18 protein-coding genes are annotated in these 18,170 nt (G+C 47.4%); 14 read left to right on the forward strand and 4 right to left on the reverse strand.

The annotated features are described in order from the left end of the window. Positions 1–955: 955 nt before the first annotated feature. Positions 956–1,159, reverse strand: a complete 204-nt coding sequence (locus PVA01S_RS24420) for a hypothetical protein (protein ID WP_021624015.1) — start codon at positions 1,157–1,159, stop codon at positions 956–958. Between the two features lie 443 nt (positions 1,160–1,602). On the opposite strand from PVA01S_RS24420, the gene PVA01S_RS24425 reads away from it, so the two are divergent. The 3 genes from PVA01S_RS24425 to PVA01S_RS24435 all read left to right on the forward strand — a co-directional run bounded on the left by PVA01S_RS24425 (position 1,603) and on the right by PVA01S_RS24435 (position 4,698). After that, on the forward strand, positions 1,603–1,899 hold the full coding sequence (locus PVA01S_RS24425) for a hypothetical protein (protein ID WP_127610275.1): 297 nt from the start codon (positions 1,603–1,605) through the stop codon (positions 1,897–1,899). An 835-nt stretch (positions 1,900–2,734) separates the two neighbouring features. Beyond that, entirely contained in the window at positions 2,735–2,854 is a 120-nt protein-coding gene (locus PVA01S_RS27670; protein ID WP_482194160.1) for a conjugal transfer protein, read from the forward strand. Positions 2,855–2,925: 71 nt separating this feature from the next. Continuing rightward, positions 2,926–4,698, forward strand: coding sequence for a recombinase family protein (locus PVA01S_RS24435; protein WP_127610277.1), 1,773 nt, complete (start codon positions 2,926–2,928; stop codon positions 4,696–4,698). 127 nt (positions 4,699–4,825) lie between these two features. Here PVA01S_RS24435 and PVA01S_RS24440 read toward each other — a convergent pair whose 3' ends face one another. The 3 genes from PVA01S_RS24440 to PVA01S_RS24450 form a co-directional block, all read right to left on the reverse strand. Beyond that, positions 4,826–5,206, reverse strand: a complete 381-nt coding sequence (locus tag PVA01S_RS24440) for a site-specific integrase (protein WP_127610279.1) — start codon at positions 5,204–5,206, stop codon at positions 4,826–4,828. Between the two features lie 178 nt (positions 5,207–5,384). Next, positions 5,385–6,101, reverse strand: coding sequence for a stalk domain-containing protein (locus PVA01S_RS24445; protein ID WP_127610281.1), 717 nt, complete (start codon positions 6,099–6,101; stop codon positions 5,385–5,387). A gap of 754 nt (positions 6,102–6,855) precedes the next feature. Next, a complete protein-coding gene (locus tag PVA01S_RS24450; protein WP_244933039.1) occupies positions 6,856–7,677 on the reverse strand; it encodes a tyrosine-type recombinase/integrase in 822 nt (273 codons plus the stop codon). A 264-nt stretch (positions 7,678–7,941) separates the two neighbouring features. Between PVA01S_RS24450 and PVA01S_RS24455 the strand changes: the two genes are divergently transcribed. From PVA01S_RS24455 to PVA01S_RS24505, 11 genes are all read left to right on the forward strand, one after another. Continuing rightward, positions 7,942–8,280, forward strand: a complete 339-nt coding sequence (locus tag PVA01S_RS24455) for an acyl-CoA dehydrogenase family protein (protein ID WP_328108683.1) — start codon at positions 7,942–7,944, stop codon at positions 8,278–8,280. 139 nt (positions 8,281–8,419) lie between these two features. Beyond that, the gene (locus PVA01S_RS24460; protein WP_244933040.1) at positions 8,420–8,854 is read left to right on the forward strand and encodes an acyl-CoA dehydrogenase family protein; all 435 of its coding nucleotides are present in this window, start codon (positions 8,420–8,422) and stop codon (positions 8,852–8,854) included. 196 nt (positions 8,855–9,050) lie between these two features. After that, the gene (locus tag PVA01S_RS24465) at positions 9,051–9,698 is read left to right on the forward strand and encodes a GntR family transcriptional regulator (protein WP_127610289.1); all 648 of its coding nucleotides are present in this window, start codon (positions 9,051–9,053) and stop codon (positions 9,696–9,698) included. 191 nt (positions 9,699–9,889) lie between these two features. Next, positions 9,890–10,723, forward strand: coding sequence for an alpha/beta fold hydrolase (locus tag PVA01S_RS24470; protein WP_127610292.1), 834 nt, complete (start codon positions 9,890–9,892; stop codon positions 10,721–10,723). Positions 10,724–10,779: 56 nt separating this feature from the next. Continuing rightward, positions 10,780–12,114 carry an aromatic ring-hydroxylating dioxygenase subunit alpha gene (locus tag PVA01S_RS24475; protein ID WP_127610294.1) on the forward strand — a complete coding sequence of 445 codons (1,335 nt, stop codon included), beginning with the start codon at positions 10,780–10,782 and terminating at the stop codon, positions 12,112–12,114. 85 nt (positions 12,115–12,199) lie between these two features. Continuing rightward, positions 12,200–12,712, forward strand: coding sequence for an aromatic-ring-hydroxylating dioxygenase subunit beta (locus tag PVA01S_RS24480; protein ID WP_196426876.1), 513 nt, complete (start codon positions 12,200–12,202; stop codon positions 12,710–12,712). A 17-nt stretch (positions 12,713–12,729) separates the two neighbouring features. Beyond that, positions 12,730–12,960, forward strand: a complete 231-nt coding sequence (locus PVA01S_RS24485; protein ID WP_236596025.1) for a hypothetical protein — start codon at positions 12,730–12,732, stop codon at positions 12,958–12,960. A 32-nt stretch (positions 12,961–12,992) separates the two neighbouring features. After that, positions 12,993–13,805, forward strand: a complete 813-nt coding sequence (hcaB, locus tag PVA01S_RS24490; protein ID WP_127610296.1) for a 3-(cis-5,6-dihydroxycyclohexa-1,3-dien-1-yl)propanoate dehydrogenase — start codon at positions 12,993–12,995, stop codon at positions 13,803–13,805. Positions 13,806–13,831: 26 nt separating this feature from the next. Beyond that, positions 13,832–14,767 (forward strand): VOC family protein, encoded by a 936-nt coding sequence (locus PVA01S_RS24495; RefSeq protein ID WP_127610298.1) that lies wholly within the window; start codon positions 13,832–13,834, stop codon positions 14,765–14,767. Positions 14,768–14,795: 28 nt separating this feature from the next. Then, complete coding sequence (locus PVA01S_RS24500) at positions 14,796–16,337, forward strand: 4-hydroxyphenylacetate 3-hydroxylase N-terminal domain-containing protein (RefSeq protein WP_127610300.1); 1,542 nt, start codon at positions 14,796–14,798, stop codon at positions 16,335–16,337. Between the two features lie 331 nt (positions 16,338–16,668). Next, a partial coding sequence (locus PVA01S_RS24505) for a DUF4347 domain-containing protein (RefSeq protein WP_127610302.1) occupies positions 16,669–18,170 on the forward strand: 1,502 nt, incomplete at its 3' end.

The following is an 18,170-nucleotide window of genomic DNA, read 5'->3' on the forward strand; positions in this document are numbered from 1 at the left end:
ATAAGGGAGGTAAACTCTTTGTACTTGTTTGAGCCGCAATGGACATGATTTATCACTCCTCAAAGTTGGATCACGTCATTATATGCGTCCTCGGCAAAAATGCCAGTCACTGGCCATGAATTTTTTACAGATAGCCGAACCTGATCAAGTAAAAGAAGTGGACCCCTTATATTGGTTGGTTCTTAATGCAGACAGGTTTCGAACAGAATTGTTTCAACCCATCCCAGTTGCCCCAGATGCAATTTTTACATCGATTCGGTTGTCTTGGGGTAGAGATAGTCCGGTTTTCAACGCTTGTACTGAATGTTGGTGACATGCAGGTATCCGCCTTTCCAAATTTATGCAAACAGCATTTAAGTTGTCCAGAAACGAATCATCCTATTCCGCCAAGCAGTAATCCGCATCGTGAAAGTTCCGCTTGGATTCGATCCCATCTACCCTTGTCCCCTGCATACAAATATCAAAGACCGGAGCTGCCCATTTTGGGCAACAGCCGGCCTTTTGGTGGTCCTATTTCTCATGATAAGTTGTCTTCGAAAATTATACAATGAATTTTCCAACTTACGCACGGAGCAAGTCGGACATTTTGTTTAATCGGAATGCGGTTTGCAGCATTTCCTCGCTCTTCGCCGGTTGCCCCTCTGTCATGGCCGCCACCTCCTCGGGACAAAACGAAGTATGAATCGGTTCGTTTAAAAAAACTTCCGGCATTCTACCTATGGCTCGAATCGCAAACATTTTCCACGCACTGATTCTCCCAGTTGTTGCAGAAGTCCTCATATACTTGCTCTACTCCACAGTCGGATATCATGTGCCTGGCCAAAAAGTCGTACCAGAACTGGTCGAAAGACAAGGGCATCCGGGTTCCATATTGGGAACGAAGGGTTAAATAACGGTCCCAGATTTTGATTCGGAATGCTGCCAATTCATCACATCGCTCCATGTCGGTTCGCCTTTAAGCGGCGCTGGTGCCGCTGGGTATTTCTGACGTTTTCGCTCTTTCTTCGGCCATCTTTTGAAATTGTTTCGCTCTTTCCAGATGAAAGGCACGCAATTGGTCTTGATACTGAGCCATTTTCACGTGCCAGTCGTACATTTGCCTGACATAAGCGGCGTGGTCATGCGTATACATGGGCATTTCCTGTTTGATAAACTGCATTCGAAACCATTCCTCCTTGGTAGGTGAGTTTTGATGAACTTACAACACCAGTCTATGGCAGATGCATAGAAGTGAACAACGGCATCCGCCCGGTTTCTGGTCATTTTTATCGGGTTGGTTGTCTATATGAGGCGGAAACACAGCCTTTTGGGGATACCGAAAAGCTCTGCTTTTCTTCAACTTAGTTATACCATTCTTTTTCATAAATGAGTCTAATTCACCTTCATAAACATGCATTCACCACTTATCTGCGATCCGCTTGAGACGCCTGCTACGAAGCCTCGGCGCTCTGCCGTGAAGCTGTTGATGTCTCAGGTACTCGGCGGTACCTGGCTACTGGATCAGTTTTGGAAGGAGTTTTTGGAGTTCGGCATCGATTAGGCCTTCATAAGCGCTTGGCGGACCGGGAATTCCGAAGTGACGGTAGAACGCGCCATTTTGCCATGGTGGCCAATCATGTGCTTGATCCCGGCAGCAAGCTGGCAGCCGAAGACTGGGTGGATCGTGAAGTTGTCATTCCACAACTGTCGTCCTTCGATGTGCAGCACGGCTATCGGGCGATGGACTTCCTGCTGGAATCCGACGAGCTTATTCAGCGTGAAGTGTTCCACAGCGTGGCCGGCCTGTTGGAAGTCGACTTGTCGCAAGTCGTCATCGGTTTCGCGGTCACCCGCGGCGAGTATTCCGATTCACTGCCGGGTATGGCCCGGCTTCAGGGAATCGTGGCATTACATTTGTAAGAAAAAGGAATCCATATGCAAATGCAAAATAAGTCTGCCCTTTACGCCATGGGTTGGATACATAAATTGTTAAATTTAGCGGCATTAAGGAGATACTAAATTACAAATGATTTATGAATACGTCAATGGATGCGATAACATGCGATAACAAGTCGAATAGAAAATATAGCATACCATAAGGTTAAGCAGTAAACATTTCAAGATTGTATTGGAAGCTGCCAAAAAGCGTGAACAGGAATTTCTTGCACCGTCTTTTTATTTTACCAACTCCCTGCCAACCTCCTCGTTTTCCATCCCGTAAAATATTTTTCTCGAAATCTTGCAACCGGAGTCCGATTTTATCCCGAAAACGTAGCGGATAGTAGAGGGATAAATGTCGCCCTCATCGCTCCTTAACAACCAAATACAATCTTATCCGGTACGTTCCCCGCATGGCCATGAAGGATAGCCACGTTGCAGGCGCGCCACGACCATTTTGTCGATTCTTGTTTTTGTATGCCTTGTTAGCAGAACCGATGGAATGCGAGCGATTTTGCCATGCAATCAATGAATGGCGGTACCATTTAAGGCGAAGACCCATACGGAGGGATAATGATACTTCCGCCCAGCCATAGCTCATCGCAATGGGGGCGGCTTGCAGCGATCCTGGAAGAGGCTGACGCCTATGAGTACAGTTAACCACTGTCCGCTGGATAAGACTTTTAGGTATGCAACCAAAACAGAGGCGGAAACAGAGATGCGCATAAGTGAAATTTTTCGGGTGCGCATCTCTGCTTTTCAGCATGTCTGAATGATCGGGAGGTCGGGTATGAACTCAAAGCTGATCAGATATAGCATGCAAATTGCGATGATTAAACAGTTATTGAATCTCTCTTTAATCACTGAAAGTGAGTTCCATCAGATCAAGGGCAAAACCATGAGAGAGTACGGCATCATTTCGGACCTGACTTCATAATTTGCACATTTGTCGGTCCGCCCAACTCTTATTATACTGATGGCGAGTTAATAAGAATGGAGGATGAGGCTATGGCGCTTGAAGTGGAAGTGATTAAAGCTAGCCGAAAAATAGCTGATCGAAACGGCGGGAAATCGTCGGATGTTCTCCGTGTTGCCCCATATGCCCGAGTAAGCACCGACTCCGAGGAGCAGTTGAACAGCTACAAGTCGCAGGTCGCTTATTATACAGATCTCGTGAGCAAGCGCAGCGACTGGGTGTTGGTTGATATGTATGCGGACGAAGCGATTACCGGCACACAGGTGACGAAGCGCGAGGATTTCCAGCGCATGATTAACGACTGCATGGACGGAAAAATCGACATGGTCATCACGAAGTCCATCTCCCGTTTTGCCAGAAACACGCTCGATACGCTGAAGTACGTCCGTATGCTAAAGGATAAGGGCGTTGCTGTATTTTTTGAAGACGAGAATATCAATACGCTGACGATGGACGGCGAGTTGTTGCTTGTCATATTGAGTTCCGTAGCGCAGCAGGAAGTCGAAAATATCTCAGCTAACGTCAAAAAGGGCTTGAAGATGAAAATGAAGCGCGGCGAGTTGGTCGGCTTCCAAAGCTGCTTGGGGTACGATTACGATCCGAGCACGAAGAAGATTTCCATCAACCAGGAAGAAGCGGAGCTTGTTCGCTATATTTTTCAGCGCTACGTTGATGGCATGGGCGCATACGTTATTGCTAAGGAATTAACCGAGGCAGGACATAAGACCAAGTATGGAAGAATTGAATGGCAGGATACGAGCATTCTTGGTATCATCAAAAATGAGAAATACAAAGGCGACTTGCTACAGGGAAAGACCTTTACCCTCGATCCCATATCCAAGAGAAGACTTGAGAATTATGGCGAGGAAGATCAGTTTTATGTCAAAAATCACCACGAGCCGATCATCAGCGAAGAAGTCTTTGAGCGGGCGCAGGCTATCCTGCATAGAAGGGGCGAGAATCGCCGTCGCGGAATGAAAGGCAAACGTGACAAATACAGCAGGAAATTTGCATTCAGCAGCATGCTGGAATGTGCGTTTTGTAAAAGCAATTTCTCGCGGCGGAGCTGGCACAGCGGAACTCCACACGAAAAGTCAGTTTGGCAGTGCGTCACCTCTACCAAAAAGGGAAAGAAGCTCTGTCCTCACAGCAAAGGCTTGGATGAGAAAATAATTGAGGACGCCTTTGTGGAGTCGTACAAATTGGTATGCCGCAATCATACGGACATTATTGATGAGCTGATGAAAAGAATGGAAGCTGTGTTCAGCGACCAGAATAGTCAAAGACGGCTGAATAAATTGATCACCGACATTCAGGCATTGGAGCAAAAACGCTGCAAGCTGATCGATCTGTGCTTGGATGAAAAAATCGACCGGGCAACTTACGAGCAGAAATATGCGGAGCTGGACGCTTCGTTGTCGGGATTACTTGAAGAGAAGTCTCAGTTGGAGCAATCCGCACAAGAAGAAATCGATACGGGCAAGCGGCTGGAGCATTTTCGCAAGGTGCTTCGCACGAACGAGCTCTTGCCATCGTTTGATCGCAGCGTATTTGAAAGTATTGTTGATAAAATCATCATCGGCACGAACGCCGATCCAGAGCAACCTAATCCATACAAGCTGACCTTCGTATACAAAACCGGTTTTCATAACAGCGTTCAAGGCAAAACGTGCAGTCCATTTCAAAAAAAGTCGCTGAAAAATGAAGGGAGTGAATTGTGTCCCTATTCCAAGCACGACACATGTGGAAAGTGTTTGTTTGTTGGTGAGGGATGGAACAGAAGGCTGAAATGCCTTGATATATAAGGGGATTTGTCTGTAGTACAGGTATTTTGATATTGGTATAACAGCGGGGTATTTGCGGCTTTGGTGCTAAATTGGTGCTAATCTTTGGAGAGACGACGTCGTTAGGGTGCTAAAGCGTCGTCTCTTTTTATGCTTTCGTTTTGCGGGCGTTGGGAATAAATAGAATATCGCTTACTTTATTCGCAGCATCTTTATCGGCTTCCTGTAAGGCATGACCGTATATATTCATAGTTGTCGTAATATTCCCATGCCCCAGGCGTTCGGAAATGACCTTAGCATGAACGCCCTTATTAATTAACAAAGTGGCTGCCGTATGGCGAAGATCATGGAATCTGATGTAACGAAGCTTGTTTTTCTTTAAGAAGGCCCGGAACCACAGGTAAGGCCGTTCGTGATGGAAAGCCTTGCCGTCGGGATGGGCAAATATAAAAAGATGTTCTCCCCCTTGCCAATCTTCTATGGCCTTTCGTTCTTCGCTTTGATATCTTTGGTACTCGTTTTTCACCATGTTATTCGGTGCAGTAATGGAATATGAAAGAATTTATTCATACTCACCGTATTGTACACACTAAGATTGTCAACTTCTGAGATCATTAAATCCCCCAATGGCAAAGAACAAGACTAAAAAAAGAAGCGATCACCCACTAGAAAACGTGAGTTGATCGCTTCTCTTATTGTATCGAGTATCATTTTACGTAAGCATCGGTAATAACAACCTTTTCTGTTGTAAGATTAACCCTTTTACTATCCATTGTTCCATAGATTTGAATATCCAAATAATCAACGTCAGAAATAGTGGATATATCAATTTGTTTGAACTTATCAGACTCATTCACCGTAAATTTCTTCAATTCCACTTTATTCTTTTGATCTGAAACAACAATAGTCGCTGGACTACCTATTACTCCAACTCTAAACGAAAGATTTTGAAACTTTGCATTTAATCTGAAATTCATTGTGCTTGGTAGAATGTCATGTGGCTTTAATGAATAGAATCCTTCATTTATGGTTTCACCATGAATTGAAAGGATATCCGCATCTCTGGATGTCACAGCAGTAGAACTACCACCTGCTCTGAATCGGTCAAGCTTCTCTCCCTTACCTTCTCGCTGACCAAGCAGTATTGTACTGGTCAAGTCATCGTAGCTTACTGCTACACCCAATGCTTGGCTCAAAGCACGAACAGGAAGATAAGAATAACCATTATAGATAATTGGATTCAGCTTATTCCCTTCACTATCCGTAGGAAGAAATTGATTTCCATTGAGCTTGATGTTGATGGATTGATTAATATATGCGGCAATCTCTTTCAAATTCGTTTCCGCCGATACCCCAGTAAAAGTACCGAAGGCGAATGCACCGCATAAGAGCATTGTTGTTGTAATGATTGTTTTTCTTTTCATAGTGAAGACTCTCCTATATGTAGTTTCAAACATTTCTTGTCAGTTACATAGTACCCTACAAAAGCGTCAGCTGGATATGCTATTTTTTCTAGTTACCAAAACAATAGAACTCACAGCTAACTTCACGCTAATATGAATGAGCGACTCTCCGACCAACTCGGAGAGTTTTTATTTTCGCTTCATAAATCACGTTAAGGAGATGATTCAAATGAATGACAATGAACTATGACAAGCGTACACGGGTTCAAGAAGAAATATGGAACCTCTATTAGATTCATTGCTACCTCATGTGGTGTATCCAGAGAACACATAAGTAGATGGCTAGGGAATAGTGCTTCCATGATTTCGGATGTATTGAAGAAAAAAATCAAAATTCTTATTAAAGGGGAAATAATGTGAAATGATTACAGTAAACTCGGTTGATGCAACAAAACTTATGGAAAGAGCCAGACCTCGCGAAGACACTCAATAAGGTTATAAATAATCTATTAACCCTAAAAACGTACAAGACAAGTTAAACCGAGTAAGCTGTTAATATTCCTCAAATTCCTCGTTCATTTTACGCCCTCCTGCTTGAAGGACTCCAACAAAGCATCCCACTCTGCCCAGAGACGTTCAATATAGGCTCTTATGGATCCTCTACGGTCTGGCAGGACATTTACCTTGGAATGTTCCAAAGCGAGCTTACAATGGCGCTGAGCGATCTGTAGCAATCGTTGGGTAGTTGCATTATCAAGGTCAATGTGAAACATTGTCATTTTAGTCCCCCCATTAAACCTTGTTTTATCTTCACTCCATTCAGCGGACTATGCAAACGTCCAATCTGTAAAATGTCATCTTGCTCTAATCCCCTTAAATACTTCGAAGTTATTTGCGTATCAAAATGACCCATTAGCCTACTCAAACTATAAATATCAATGCCATTTCGCAACTGCTTCTGGGCGAAATAATGACGACAATCATGAGGCGAACACCTAACTTCTTTTCTTACCCCAGCATTACTGCAATGTTCTTTCAAAATTTTATTAATGCGGGAGCGAGACAATCTTACAGCTGCTTCGTACCTCCTCATGTACTTCCGCATGATATTGCTTATATACACCAGACGCTGTTTAGAGCCTTTCCCATGAATTAAAATGTGTCTCCTTGCTATATCATTGTTTTTGATGTTACACAGCTCAGAGACCCTTATACCAGTGTCAAAAAGCATAATAAGAATTAGTTTGTCGCGGACATTAGAATACGTCTCTTCTTTCAGGTCATTTATTATCCGCGACACTTCATCATCATTGAAAGTGACGATGACCGTCTTCTCTTCTTTGAGATTTCGAATCCTACGCATCGGGTTATCCTGTTCATCGATAAACTCTTCGCTCACCAAATACAGAAAAAACACTTTTAACGTAGCAATGTTATTATTTATCGTTCTGTTCGCTTCCCTCCCGATACGCTGACACTCCTGTATATACTTTTTGATATGAAGCTGAGTCACTTCCTCTGTTTCAGTAACACCTAACACCTCAACCGTGAACTTCTCCCATCTGTGCAGTCGAAACATGCAGAGATCAACGTACATCTTGTCTCTACCCAAAATTTCTTGATTTAGCTTAAAATCATCAATCAGTTCATTGATACTCCCTTCTATTTGCTAAACAACGCAGATAAAAGAGAGTAATTTTTTGCACTCTATTGTTGCAGGTGAACTCGCGATTTCAATACCGTCACCGTTGGAAAGCCTTATGTATCAAGGCTTCAAAGCGATTAACGACATAAATGTTCCCAGTCTATTCCCACGCAATATGGCGGGGACGGACAGCCATGGTCCTTAGCGCTTCGTATCATTCGTGAGTTGGCAAAGGTGGATGCTTCACTCGCGCATGTACTGGGCTACCACTTCTTCATGCTGATACAAGCACATTACAAAGGCTCTCGGGAGCAACAAGCTTTTTTCTACACAGAAACAGCCAAGCACAACTGGTTCTGGGGGAATTCATCCAATCCCTTAGAGCGCAGCATTATGGGTAAGAAAGCCGCGGACGGCGCAAATGTATCTGGTAAAAAAGGCTTCAGTTCGGGATCGCAGGATTCAGATATGCTGCTGATTTCATGGAATGATGATGTGTCGGGTGGATTTCATGTAGGGGTTGTTCCGACTTCTCGGAAGGGGAAGTCCTCGTAGAAAACCACGAAATACTGGATATTGATTCCAGGAAACATTACGCTTTTTCCACACTAGACCCTATTCTGTCGCAATCGATCTGGCGAATATATTTGTCGGAAGCGCTGAGGGAGCTATTGCGGAAGCCAGAAATTATACGTTGACCAAGTCCCGCCCATGCATCGCTTCGGGTGTAGATCAAGCGGCTCAAGATCCGTTCATCCTTCGCCAGTACGGGGAGTTCTGGTTAGAGCTCCAAGGCGCGATACTTCTGGTTGAACAAGCCGCCAACAATCTGGACGAGATATGGGCTAAAGAATTCAAATTAACGGAGCTGGAGCGTGGGGAATCAGCTGTCCTCATCGCTACCGCGAATGCATTTGCCGCCAAAGCGGGGTTGGCCATCAGCAGCGGCATCCTTGAAGTAACAGGCGCCCGCTCCACGGCTTCACAATATGGGTTTGATCGATTCTGGCGCAATGTCCGAACACATACGCTCCATAATCCAACCGTATACAAGCTGCGTAACATTGGGAATTGGGTGCTGAATGGAGAAATTCCCGAACCGGGCGTTTATTCGCAAACAGGTTTCTAAAACGGACGGCTATAGCCAGCCCGATGGAATGTACGGTACATTCCATCGGGCTTTTGTATGAGCGAAAATAACTAAAATGTTGATTTGTGAATACTAACATGTTAGCCTCTGAATAAGAACATGGATCACTTAAGGGGTCAGGCCGAAGCGGGCTGGAATACGAGAAACCTTAAGTCATAGAAAGGCGGTTTTTGAAGTGAAAAGAGAAGAGGCTTATTTGTATATGCGAGATCGGATCATCGACCGTACATGGGATGTGGGGAAGTCGATCAGTGTCAACGATGTATGCGCGATGCTGGGCATGAGTCGTACGCCCGTACAAGAAGCCCTGACGCGGTTGGAACAACAAGGGTATGTTTCCATTACGCCGCAGGTGGGGGCATTTGTCCGCAGGCCCGCTTCAGAGGAAGTGTTCGAACGGCTGCTGACGCGTGCGGCGCTGGAAGCCGTTACCGCAGAGTGGGCAGCGCTTAGAATCACCGCAAAACAGTTGGATGCCATAGAGGCTATACTCGGACAAATGGAGCAATCCGGACTGACCTCGCATGAATACGCGAATCTGAACCGGGAATTTCATCGGACCATCCATTTGGCTTCGGGCTTGTCTTACGTTCAGCGTTTGGTCGAGCAGCACTGGGATTATCTGGAGTATGCGGCGGAAACGGATCAGTTGTTCATGGACGGCCAGATCAAGCGTTCCCTTGCCGAGCATAGGATGATATTCCACGGTCTGAAGGACGGAAACGGGGCCTTGACCAAGCAGCTTATGGAAAACCATATGGTGCGGGTCGCCCACCATTTAAAACGGCAAAATGAATTAACAGAAAATATTGACAACTCATGACTAAAATGTTAGCATTCAATAAACGCAGCAAATGACATAATTAACCAGCTTAAATACAGGGAATATAATGAAAAGGAGGAAAACTAAAATGTTAGTATTGAAGATTCCTTGACTTGATCACATGCCGAAGAAAATTCAGAGCTTGGATAAGTGATTACGGTTGAATCATCTTGAAATAGGAGGCGCCCAATATGCAGGAAGCTATTCAGGAGAAATATGTTCATGTTCACGGACTGAACACCCATTACTGGGAGGTAGGGGAAGGCGAGCCGATCATTTTTATTCACGGGGGCGGCGCCGGTGCTGACGGATGGGGGAACTGGAATCACCTCATGCCGCAGTTTGCGAAAGAAGGATACCGGGTACTCGCCTTGGATATGGTAGGGTTTGGATCTACCGAGTCCCCCGATCCACAGAACTATGAATACTCGAATGATAATAGGGTCAAACATGTAATCGCTTTCATTGAGGCTTTGGATTTACAGCAGGTCCATCTGGTTGGCAATTCAATGGGGGGAGCCGCCTCGCTTGGTGTAGCGATCCAACGACCCGAGCTGGTTCAAAAAATAGTATTGCTTGGATCAGCGGGCCGTCACAGACCGAAGGAAGGAGAACAAAGCAAAGCGCTGCTAACTCTTCAAGATTATGAATACGGCTGGGATCAAATGTATCAAATCGTCCGTTCCTTAACGAATGACCGTTTTGAAATCAGTGATGACCTGGTGAATTACCGTTTGAAATTCACAGCCAAGCCGGAGGTGATGCGCGCCTATCAAGCTACAATGAAATGGGTGAAGGAGAACGGCATGTATTATGAAGATGAAGAGTTGAGATCGATTCGTCACCACATCATGCTCATCCACGGCAAGAACGACAAGGTCGTTCCAGCCGCAGATTCCTGGGAAATTCTCAACCTCGTAGATAATGCTTCCTTATATGTGCTGCCTAATTGCGGACACTGGGTGATGCTGGAATACCCTGAGCAATTTACGGAGGCGACGGTTCGCTTTTTGAAGACTCCATAACCAGCCAAGCATATGCTTGCAAACCCTTGATCTAATTTTAGAGAGGAGTTTTGAAGATGGCTACGGACGAAAGCAAATTATCGCGGGCAGAGGCTGCTTTGGAATTGTTCCGTTCTAAATTGCAGGAGGGATTGATTCCGAGTCATATTTTCAACGATGCGGAAATATTCGAATTGGAGAAAGACCGAATTTTCACGAAAGCCTGGATGTTCTTGGGCCATGAATCGGAAATCCCGAACCCGGGCGACTATGTAGTGCGATATATCGTGGATGACAGCTTTATTGTGATCCGAGACGAGAACGGCGGCGTCCAGGTTTTGTTCAATTCATGTTCGCATCGCGGTATGCAGATCTGCAACGTGGAGATGGGCAATACCTCGCATTTTCGCTGTCCCTACCACGGCTGGACTTATAAAAACAATGGAAATCTTGTCGGGGTTCCTTACGGCAAGGAGTTGTACGGCGACGGCCTCCATAGGGACCAATGGGGCTTAAAGAGCGCGGCAAAGTACGATACTTATCATGGGATGATCTTCGCATGTCTGGATCCGGATGCGGTATCGCTGGACGAATATTTGGGCGGGTTCAAATGGTACCTGGATATTTATTTGAAAAAGAGCGAGCAGGGCTTGGAGGTTGTAGGCGCTCCTCAGCGTTGGGTCGTGGATGCCGATTGGAAATTAGGGGCTGATAATTTCATTGGCGACGGATATCATACCGGGGTGAGTCACCGAAGTACGATTGAAATCGGAGTCCTTCCGGGACCGAATGCCGATTTTCATAAAGATGGCGTTCAAGTCTATGCCGATCCGGGCGGCGCCGGGTTTATTTACTCGCCTCCGCAATCGTTTAACGGATATCCCCCCAACATTGTGGAATCGCTCAAAAGAAATCTGAAGCCGGAACAAGTCGAGCTGCTGATCGGGAATGAGAATTATCATTTTTTCCCATCGCATGCCGGTATGTTTCCGAATCTCAGTCTGCTCAATGCGCCGGCAATTATAGAGCAGGGCGGGCGCCCGGTACCTTATTTAACGATGAGGACGTGGAACCCGATCGGCCCGGGCAAGATCGAAATCTGGTCCTGGTTTTTAGTCGAGAAAGACGCTCCGGACTGGTTTAAGGAAGCCTCCTACCGGGGTTACGTGTTAACTTTCGGCTCTTCCGGGACGTTGGAACAGGACGATACGGAAAATTGGCGGAGCATTTCCAAGGTAGCCAAAGGGTCCATGGCAAGAAATCATTTATTGAATTACCAGATGGGGATGACGTCGGGGATACAGCCTTTGACAGATTGGCCGGGCCCGGGTACAGCATACCCGAAGGCCTATCTTGAAGCGAATTCCCGGTCTTTTTATGGCAAGTATCTGGAATACATGGAGCGTGCGTAACTATCATTCGAAAAAATGGAATCGCTTACAAAATTCATGATATAGTGTGTTTATAAGTCCTATGCCTTTGAAGGGGGATGAAGGTATGAAGCTGGAGATCAAGGACCAAAGCTACATGGAAATTTGTAATTTCCTTTTTCACGAAGCCGATCTGCTGGATACTGGAGCTTTTCGTGAATGGCTCAGTCTGATGACGGATGATTTAGTGTACCGGATACCGCTGCGAGTGACCAAAGAGGTGGGGCAAGGCTTTGGTTTTCTCGACAGCATGTCCCATATGGACGATACTTTCTATACTTTGGAGAAGCGCGTTCACCGGCTTGAATCCGAATACGCTTGGGCGGAAATTCCCCCTTCCCGGACGCGGCATTTCGTGTCGAACATCAGGGTTCGGCCGGGGGGCAATGACAGCGAGGTGCAGGTTGATTCCAATCTGCTTTTTTACCGCAGTCGAGGGGATTCTCCGGCTTTCGACATCCTGTCCGGGAAACGGCAAGATGTTCTGCGCTGGGTAGACGGCAATTGGAAATTGGCGAAACGCACGGTACTTCTGGATCAGACTACCTTGGCGACGCACAATCTGTCATTTTTTATGTAGATAAGGGGGAACAGGCATTGGAATCCTTTAACCAAGAGGGCGAAATGGTAATTTCCAACGAGTTTGCCATGGTTACAATACGCAAGGTGAATACCCGTAATGGGATTCGCTTGGAGATTCGTTCCCCGAAACTAGGGTATCAAATTTTACTCGATCCTATGGAGCTTGAAAGTATAACGTGGCAGCAAAAAGCTGTATTTTCTCAATTTCTGGAAACTCCTTTTGGATCGAAAGCCCATCATACCTAGCAGCAACAATATGGAAGAGGGAGGGTTTGCGGATGGGATGGTTGGATGGAAAGGTTGCTTTGGTGATTGGCGGGGGGTCCGGCATTGGTCGCGGCGTGGTGGATACTTTTGTTCAGGAAGGAGCATCCGTAGCCGTTTTGGAGATCAATCCCCAGAAGGTTTCAAGCTTGCAGGGTTTGGGAGCTTCGGTCAAGCCTGTTCAAGGAGACGCTACCGTTTATGAGGATAATGAACGGGCGGTTGGGCAAACGACAGACGCTTTTGGCCGGTTGGATATTTTGGTGGTATGCGTGGGCGTGTGGGATTACTTCGCCGATTTGCCGAATATACCGGCCGGGAAAATTAGCAGCGCGTTCGATGAATTATTCGCCGTCAATGTCAAAAGCAACTTGCTCAGCGCGAAAGCAGCTTTGCCCGAGCTGTTAAAAACTGAGGGGAGCATCGTGTTGACCGTATCCAACTCGGGCTTTTATCCGGCTGGAGGAGGCCCTCTGTATGTGGCTTCCAAGTTTGCCGTACGCGGTTTGATTACAGAGCTGGCTTATGAATTAGCCCCCAAGATTCGGGTGAACGGAGTAGCCCCGGGCGGCACCATAACCGATTTGGCAGGGCTAAAAAGCTTGGAGCAGCATCACATGTCGATGGCCGCCGTACCTAATCTTCCTGACATCATGCGGTCCACCACGCCTCTGCAGGTCGTAGGTACGCCGGAGGATCACGCCTGGGCTTATGTGTACCTTGCTTCGAAGGAACGCTCGAGAACCGTAACGGGAACCATTATTCATTCTGACGGCGGCATGGGCGTTAGGGGAGTCGGTAAAGTCGCCGGCTTATTGCAAGATTAACTAAATAAATTTCAGGAGGGTTCACTATGGCAGCTGAAATTGCAAAACTGGGGCATACCGCGCTCGTCACGCCTAACATGGAGAAGTCGTTGTGGTTTTTTCGCGATGTGATTGGTTTGGAAGAGGTTGACCATCAGGGGGATACGGTGTTCCTGCGCGCTTGGGGTGACTGGGAGCATCATACGCTCAGTCTCACGCCGGGCAGCGAAGCGAGAGTGGACCATATGGCCTGGAGGGCTAAACAGGCGAGTGATGTAGACCTGTTCGCAGAACAATTGAAGGCGCAAGGCACCCCAATCCAATGGATCGAACCAGGCGAAGAAAAGGGGCAGGGCAGGGCGATCCGGTTCCGGCTGCCTAATGGCTATCCTTTTGAAATTTATTATGACATCGAAAAACCGAAAGCCCCGGAGGACAAGAAATCCCGGCTTAAAAATAACGTGTACCGCCCATCTAACGGAATCGCGCCCCGCCGCATTGATCATGTGAATGTGTGGACATCCAATCCGGGTGAAGTTCATCAGTGGTTGTCCGACAACATGGGATTCAAGATGAGGGAATCGGTCCGCTTGAGCAACGGATTCGTGGCCGGAGGCTGGATGAGCGTCACACCGCTGGTTCACGATATCGGCGTCATGCTTGATCCGAAAGGACAGTCCAGCCGTCTTCACCATCTGGCCTACTATATGGACAATGTGACGGATATCCTGCGTGCAGCCGATATTCTGCGGGAATACAATATTCCGCTCGAAATGGGTGGACCGGGACGCCACGGCATCAGCCAAGCCTTCTTTCTTTATGTGAAGGACCCCGGAAGCGGGCATCGACTCGAGCTGTTCAGCGGTGGCTATCTGATTTTCGATCCGGATTGGGAGCCGATCGAATGGAGCGAGCAGGAGCTGGACAGCGGGCTGATCTGGTACGGACCGCAAGGCTCTATGGAAGATACCACCCCGTGTTAAACACGGAGGGAGAGGAGTAAAACATCCCATGATAACGAACCAAAGCTTTCTCCCTTTAACGGGCCAAGAATACCTGGAAAGCTTGAAGGATGGGCGGGAAGTGTGGCTTGACGGCGAACGCATTAAGGATGTAGGGGCTCACCCGGCTTTTCGAAACTCGGCGCGAAGCGTGGCCCGCTTATACGATGCTCTTCATGACCCGAAGTATAAAGATGTCCTGACGACGGAAACCGATACCGGATCAGGGGGGTATACCCATAAGTTTTTTCGTTCCAGTCATAGTGTCGACGACTTGATCGGAGCGCGCGATGCGATAGCCGAATGGTCCAGACTTGGTTACGGCTACATGGGCCGCAGTCCCGATTTCAAAGCCGCGTTCTTGGGCGGACTGGGACCTGATTCGGAGTTTTACGGCCCCTACAAAAGCAATGCCGTACGATGGTACCGGGAAGCGCAAGAAAAAGTATGGTATTTCAATCATGCGTTTATTCATCCGCCGGTGGACCGCCATAAACCGCTGCATGAAGCGGGCGACGTCTTTGTCCATGTCGAGCAAGAAACCGATGCCGGACTCATCGTCAGCGGCGCGAAGATGGTTGCTACCGGTTGTATGCTGACCAATTATACGTTTGTTGCGCATTATGGCCCGGTGCCGGTGCAAAAAGAGGAATATGCGCTGGCGTTCATCGTAGAAATGGGCTCTCCCGGCGTCAAATTATTGTGCAGACCTTCCTACGAGATGACGGCTGCGGTTACAGGCTCGCCGTTTGACTATCCGCTTTCCAGCCGGTTTGATGAAAATGACGCCGTACTTATTTTTGACAAAGTGCTCATTCCATGGGAGAACGTGCTGGTTTACCGCGATATGGAGAAGGCCAACTCGTTCTTGCTCCATTCCGGATATTCCAATCGGGCCGGATTGCATGGGAGCACCCGCCTGGCCGTGAAGCTGGACTTTGTGTCAGGCTTGCTGCTCAAAGCCATTGAAATGGCAGGTACGAATCAATTCCGCGGCGTTCAAGTCCAAGTGGGCGAAGTTCTCGCTTGGCGGGATATGATGTGGGCCTTGTCTACGGCGGCTGTCAAAGATCCAACCCCCGGCGCGAACGGGTCCCTGCTGCCTAACATGAATGCTACGTTGGCCTACCGCGTATTCGGCGGCATGGCGTGGACGAAGGTGAAGGATATTGTGGAGAATGTGGTGGCCGGGGGACTCATCGTACAGCCTTCCAGCACGGAAGATTTCAAAAACCCGGAAATTCGGCCGTATCTGGATAAATATTTCCGCGGATCGAATGGCTATGATGCCGTCAGCCGGAATAAGCTGATCAAGCTGCTGTGGGACGCCATGGGAAGCGAATTCGGGGGCAGGCATGAGCTTTATGAACGCAATTATACGGGAAATCATGAGAATATCCGGTTGGAAGTTCTGGGCATGGCCATGGGTACCGGAGAAGCCGATAAGCTTAAAGGCTTCGTTGACCAATGCATGAGCGAATACGATCTGGAAGGCTGGACCTCGGACCGGTGGGTCAACAACGACGATATGCGTCAATATTCGAAAGTGTAATGAATAGGATGGAGTAAAAGTTTTCCCCTTCCAACGATCTTGGGAGGGGATTTTTTGTTTCTTATATCTTCATGCGGCTAACGGATTCTTAGGCGCAAGATCAAATCTAGATTAAATCAGATGAACGATAGAAGGACTTTAGAACTACTTGTCGAAATGTCAGAAAAAAGGATATTTTTGTTGATTATGACTTTAACAAGAAGTGGTGCAGTCATGTTGAGTCTATTTGTGGGGGAGTGATTGATTTGCTTGTCCGTTAAGCTTGAACTTCAAAGCAACGAGATTTATTGAATTTTACGAGAACAGATGAAGTGCTGGAAGGGGATTATGCATGAACCGTTTAGGAAGATGGAAAGCAAGTGAAAGGGCGGCCGCGTTCTGCAAGTCAAAGAGGCGGGTCGTTACACTTTTAATCCTTGCAGCACTTATGAGTTGCTTCTTTGTTCTCCCTGCAGGAGCTTCTTCCGGGCAGCAGGAGATTGTCTTTATCGATGCCAACGTTAAGGACGCGCAGGTTCTTGCAGAAGGGGTTCGACCGGGTGTGGAGGTCGTCTATCTCGACAGCGGGCAGGACGGTGTAAAACAGATTGCCGATGTTATGGCTGTGAAACACAACATGGCTGCCGTTACCATTATTTCTCACGGTGCGCCGGGAAAGGTTTTTTTGGGCAGCAGTATACTGTCTGCAGAGAGCCTGGACAACTATGATTCACAGCTTAGGACCATCTCCAAGTCATTACAGAAAGAGGGGGAAATACTCTTTTACGGATGTGATGTCGCTCAAGGAACCGTGGGTCATCACTTCGTCCATCGTTTGGGGGAAATTACGGGGGCTGTTGTCGCAGCATCGACAGATGCCACGGGTTCATCATCTTTGGGCGGAGATTGGATACTTGAAGTTTCGACAGGAAAGGCCGTGGCGCAATCGAGTCTAGATCCCTATGTTGTAGACGGATATAATGCGCTTTTGTCTGTGACCTACGACGCCACCACGTTTGAGAACATCAATGGCACCGGTACAAGTGTAACCGATGGAAACTTTATCTTTACCGGGCTGGATGCCAATGGAAAAAATAAAATCAGCGTTGATAGTTACGGGATTTACTTGGGGGATCCAAACGATTTATCCATCGCGGGAGAGGGAACCATTCACATCGCTCCCGCGACCAGCGGAACCGTTTTTTCTATAGAGTCGCTAACCGTAAATGCTTCTGCAGGGACAGAGTACAAATTTGAAGTGAAGTTTGACAACTCTTCTATCCCAGTCGCAACGGTGACTGTAAACAACGCAACTAAAGACAAGCAGCTTGATGGTTGGAACTTCAAAACGATTACGTTCGAACCATCGGTAACAGTCAGTACCATTCACGTTACCATTAAGGGTGCTCGAGACATTGGCAGCTCTACGTCAGTGGCTCAATTCGTAATCGGGAGCCATCCCAAAAAACCTCCCATCGTCAGCACAGACGCGGCGAGCAGCGTTTCCGCCACAGGCGCGACGCTGAACGGAACGGTTAACGCTAACGGAACAGACACCACCGTCAGTTTCAAATACGGCACGAGCGTGAGCTATGGCACGAGTGTCTCCGCCACCAGCGGCAGCCCTGCTTATGCGAATGCCGGCAATACGACGGCGTCCCATTCTCTCTCGGACTTGACGCCTAACACCACTTATCATTACCGTGTTAAAGCTGAAAATAGTGCCGGAATAACCATATATGGTGACGACCAGACCTTTACCACCTCTGATGCGAGCGCCGCACCGACGATTACGGGGCAGCCAAGCGATAAGTCGGTTAACGAAGGCAGTGATACGAGTTTCACCGTTGCTGC

This window comes from Paenibacillus validus NBRC 15382 (assembly GCF_004000985.1).
Taxonomy (GTDB): domain Bacteria; phylum Bacillota; class Bacilli; order Paenibacillales; family NBRC-103111; genus Paenibacillus_G; species Paenibacillus_G validus.

Coding starts and splice junctions, on each gene's coding strand:
- PVA01S_RS24420 (WP_021624015.1), bottom strand. CDS start 1,159: ATGCAGTTTATCAAACAGGAAATGCCCATGTATACGCATGACCACGCC.
- PVA01S_RS24425 (WP_127610275.1), top strand. CDS start 1,603: ATGGTGGCCAATCATGTGCTTGATCCCGGCAGCAAGCTGGCAGCCGAA.
- PVA01S_RS27670 (WP_482194160.1), top strand. CDS start 2,735: ATGCAAATTGCGATGATTAAACAGTTATTGAATCTCTCTTTAATCACT.
- PVA01S_RS24435 (WP_127610277.1), top strand. CDS start 2,926: ATGGCGCTTGAAGTGGAAGTGATTAAAGCTAGCCGAAAAATAGCTGAT.
- PVA01S_RS24440 (WP_127610279.1), bottom strand. CDS start 5,206: ATGGTGAAAAACGAGTACCAAAGATATCAAAGCGAAGAACGAAAGGCC.
- PVA01S_RS24445 (WP_127610281.1), bottom strand. CDS start 6,101: ATGAAAAGAAAAACAATCATTACAACAACAATGCTCTTATGCGGTGCA.
- PVA01S_RS24450 (WP_244933039.1), bottom strand. CDS start 7,677: ATGTACGTTGATCTCTGCATGTTTCGACTGCACAGATGGGAGAAGTTC.
- PVA01S_RS24470 (WP_127610292.1), top strand. CDS start 9,890: ATGCAGGAAGCTATTCAGGAGAAATATGTTCATGTTCACGGACTGAAC.
- PVA01S_RS24475 (WP_127610294.1), top strand. CDS start 10,780: ATGGCTACGGACGAAAGCAAATTATCGCGGGCAGAGGCTGCTTTGGAA.
- PVA01S_RS24480 (WP_196426876.1), top strand. CDS start 12,200: ATGAAGCTGGAGATCAAGGACCAAAGCTACATGGAAATTTGTAATTTC.
- hcaB (WP_127610296.1), top strand. CDS start 12,993: ATGGGATGGTTGGATGGAAAGGTTGCTTTGGTGATTGGCGGGGGGTCC.
- PVA01S_RS24495 (WP_127610298.1), top strand. CDS start 13,832: ATGGCAGCTGAAATTGCAAAACTGGGGCATACCGCGCTCGTCACGCCT.
- PVA01S_RS24500 (WP_127610300.1), top strand. CDS start 14,796: ATGATAACGAACCAAAGCTTTCTCCCTTTAACGGGCCAAGAATACCTG.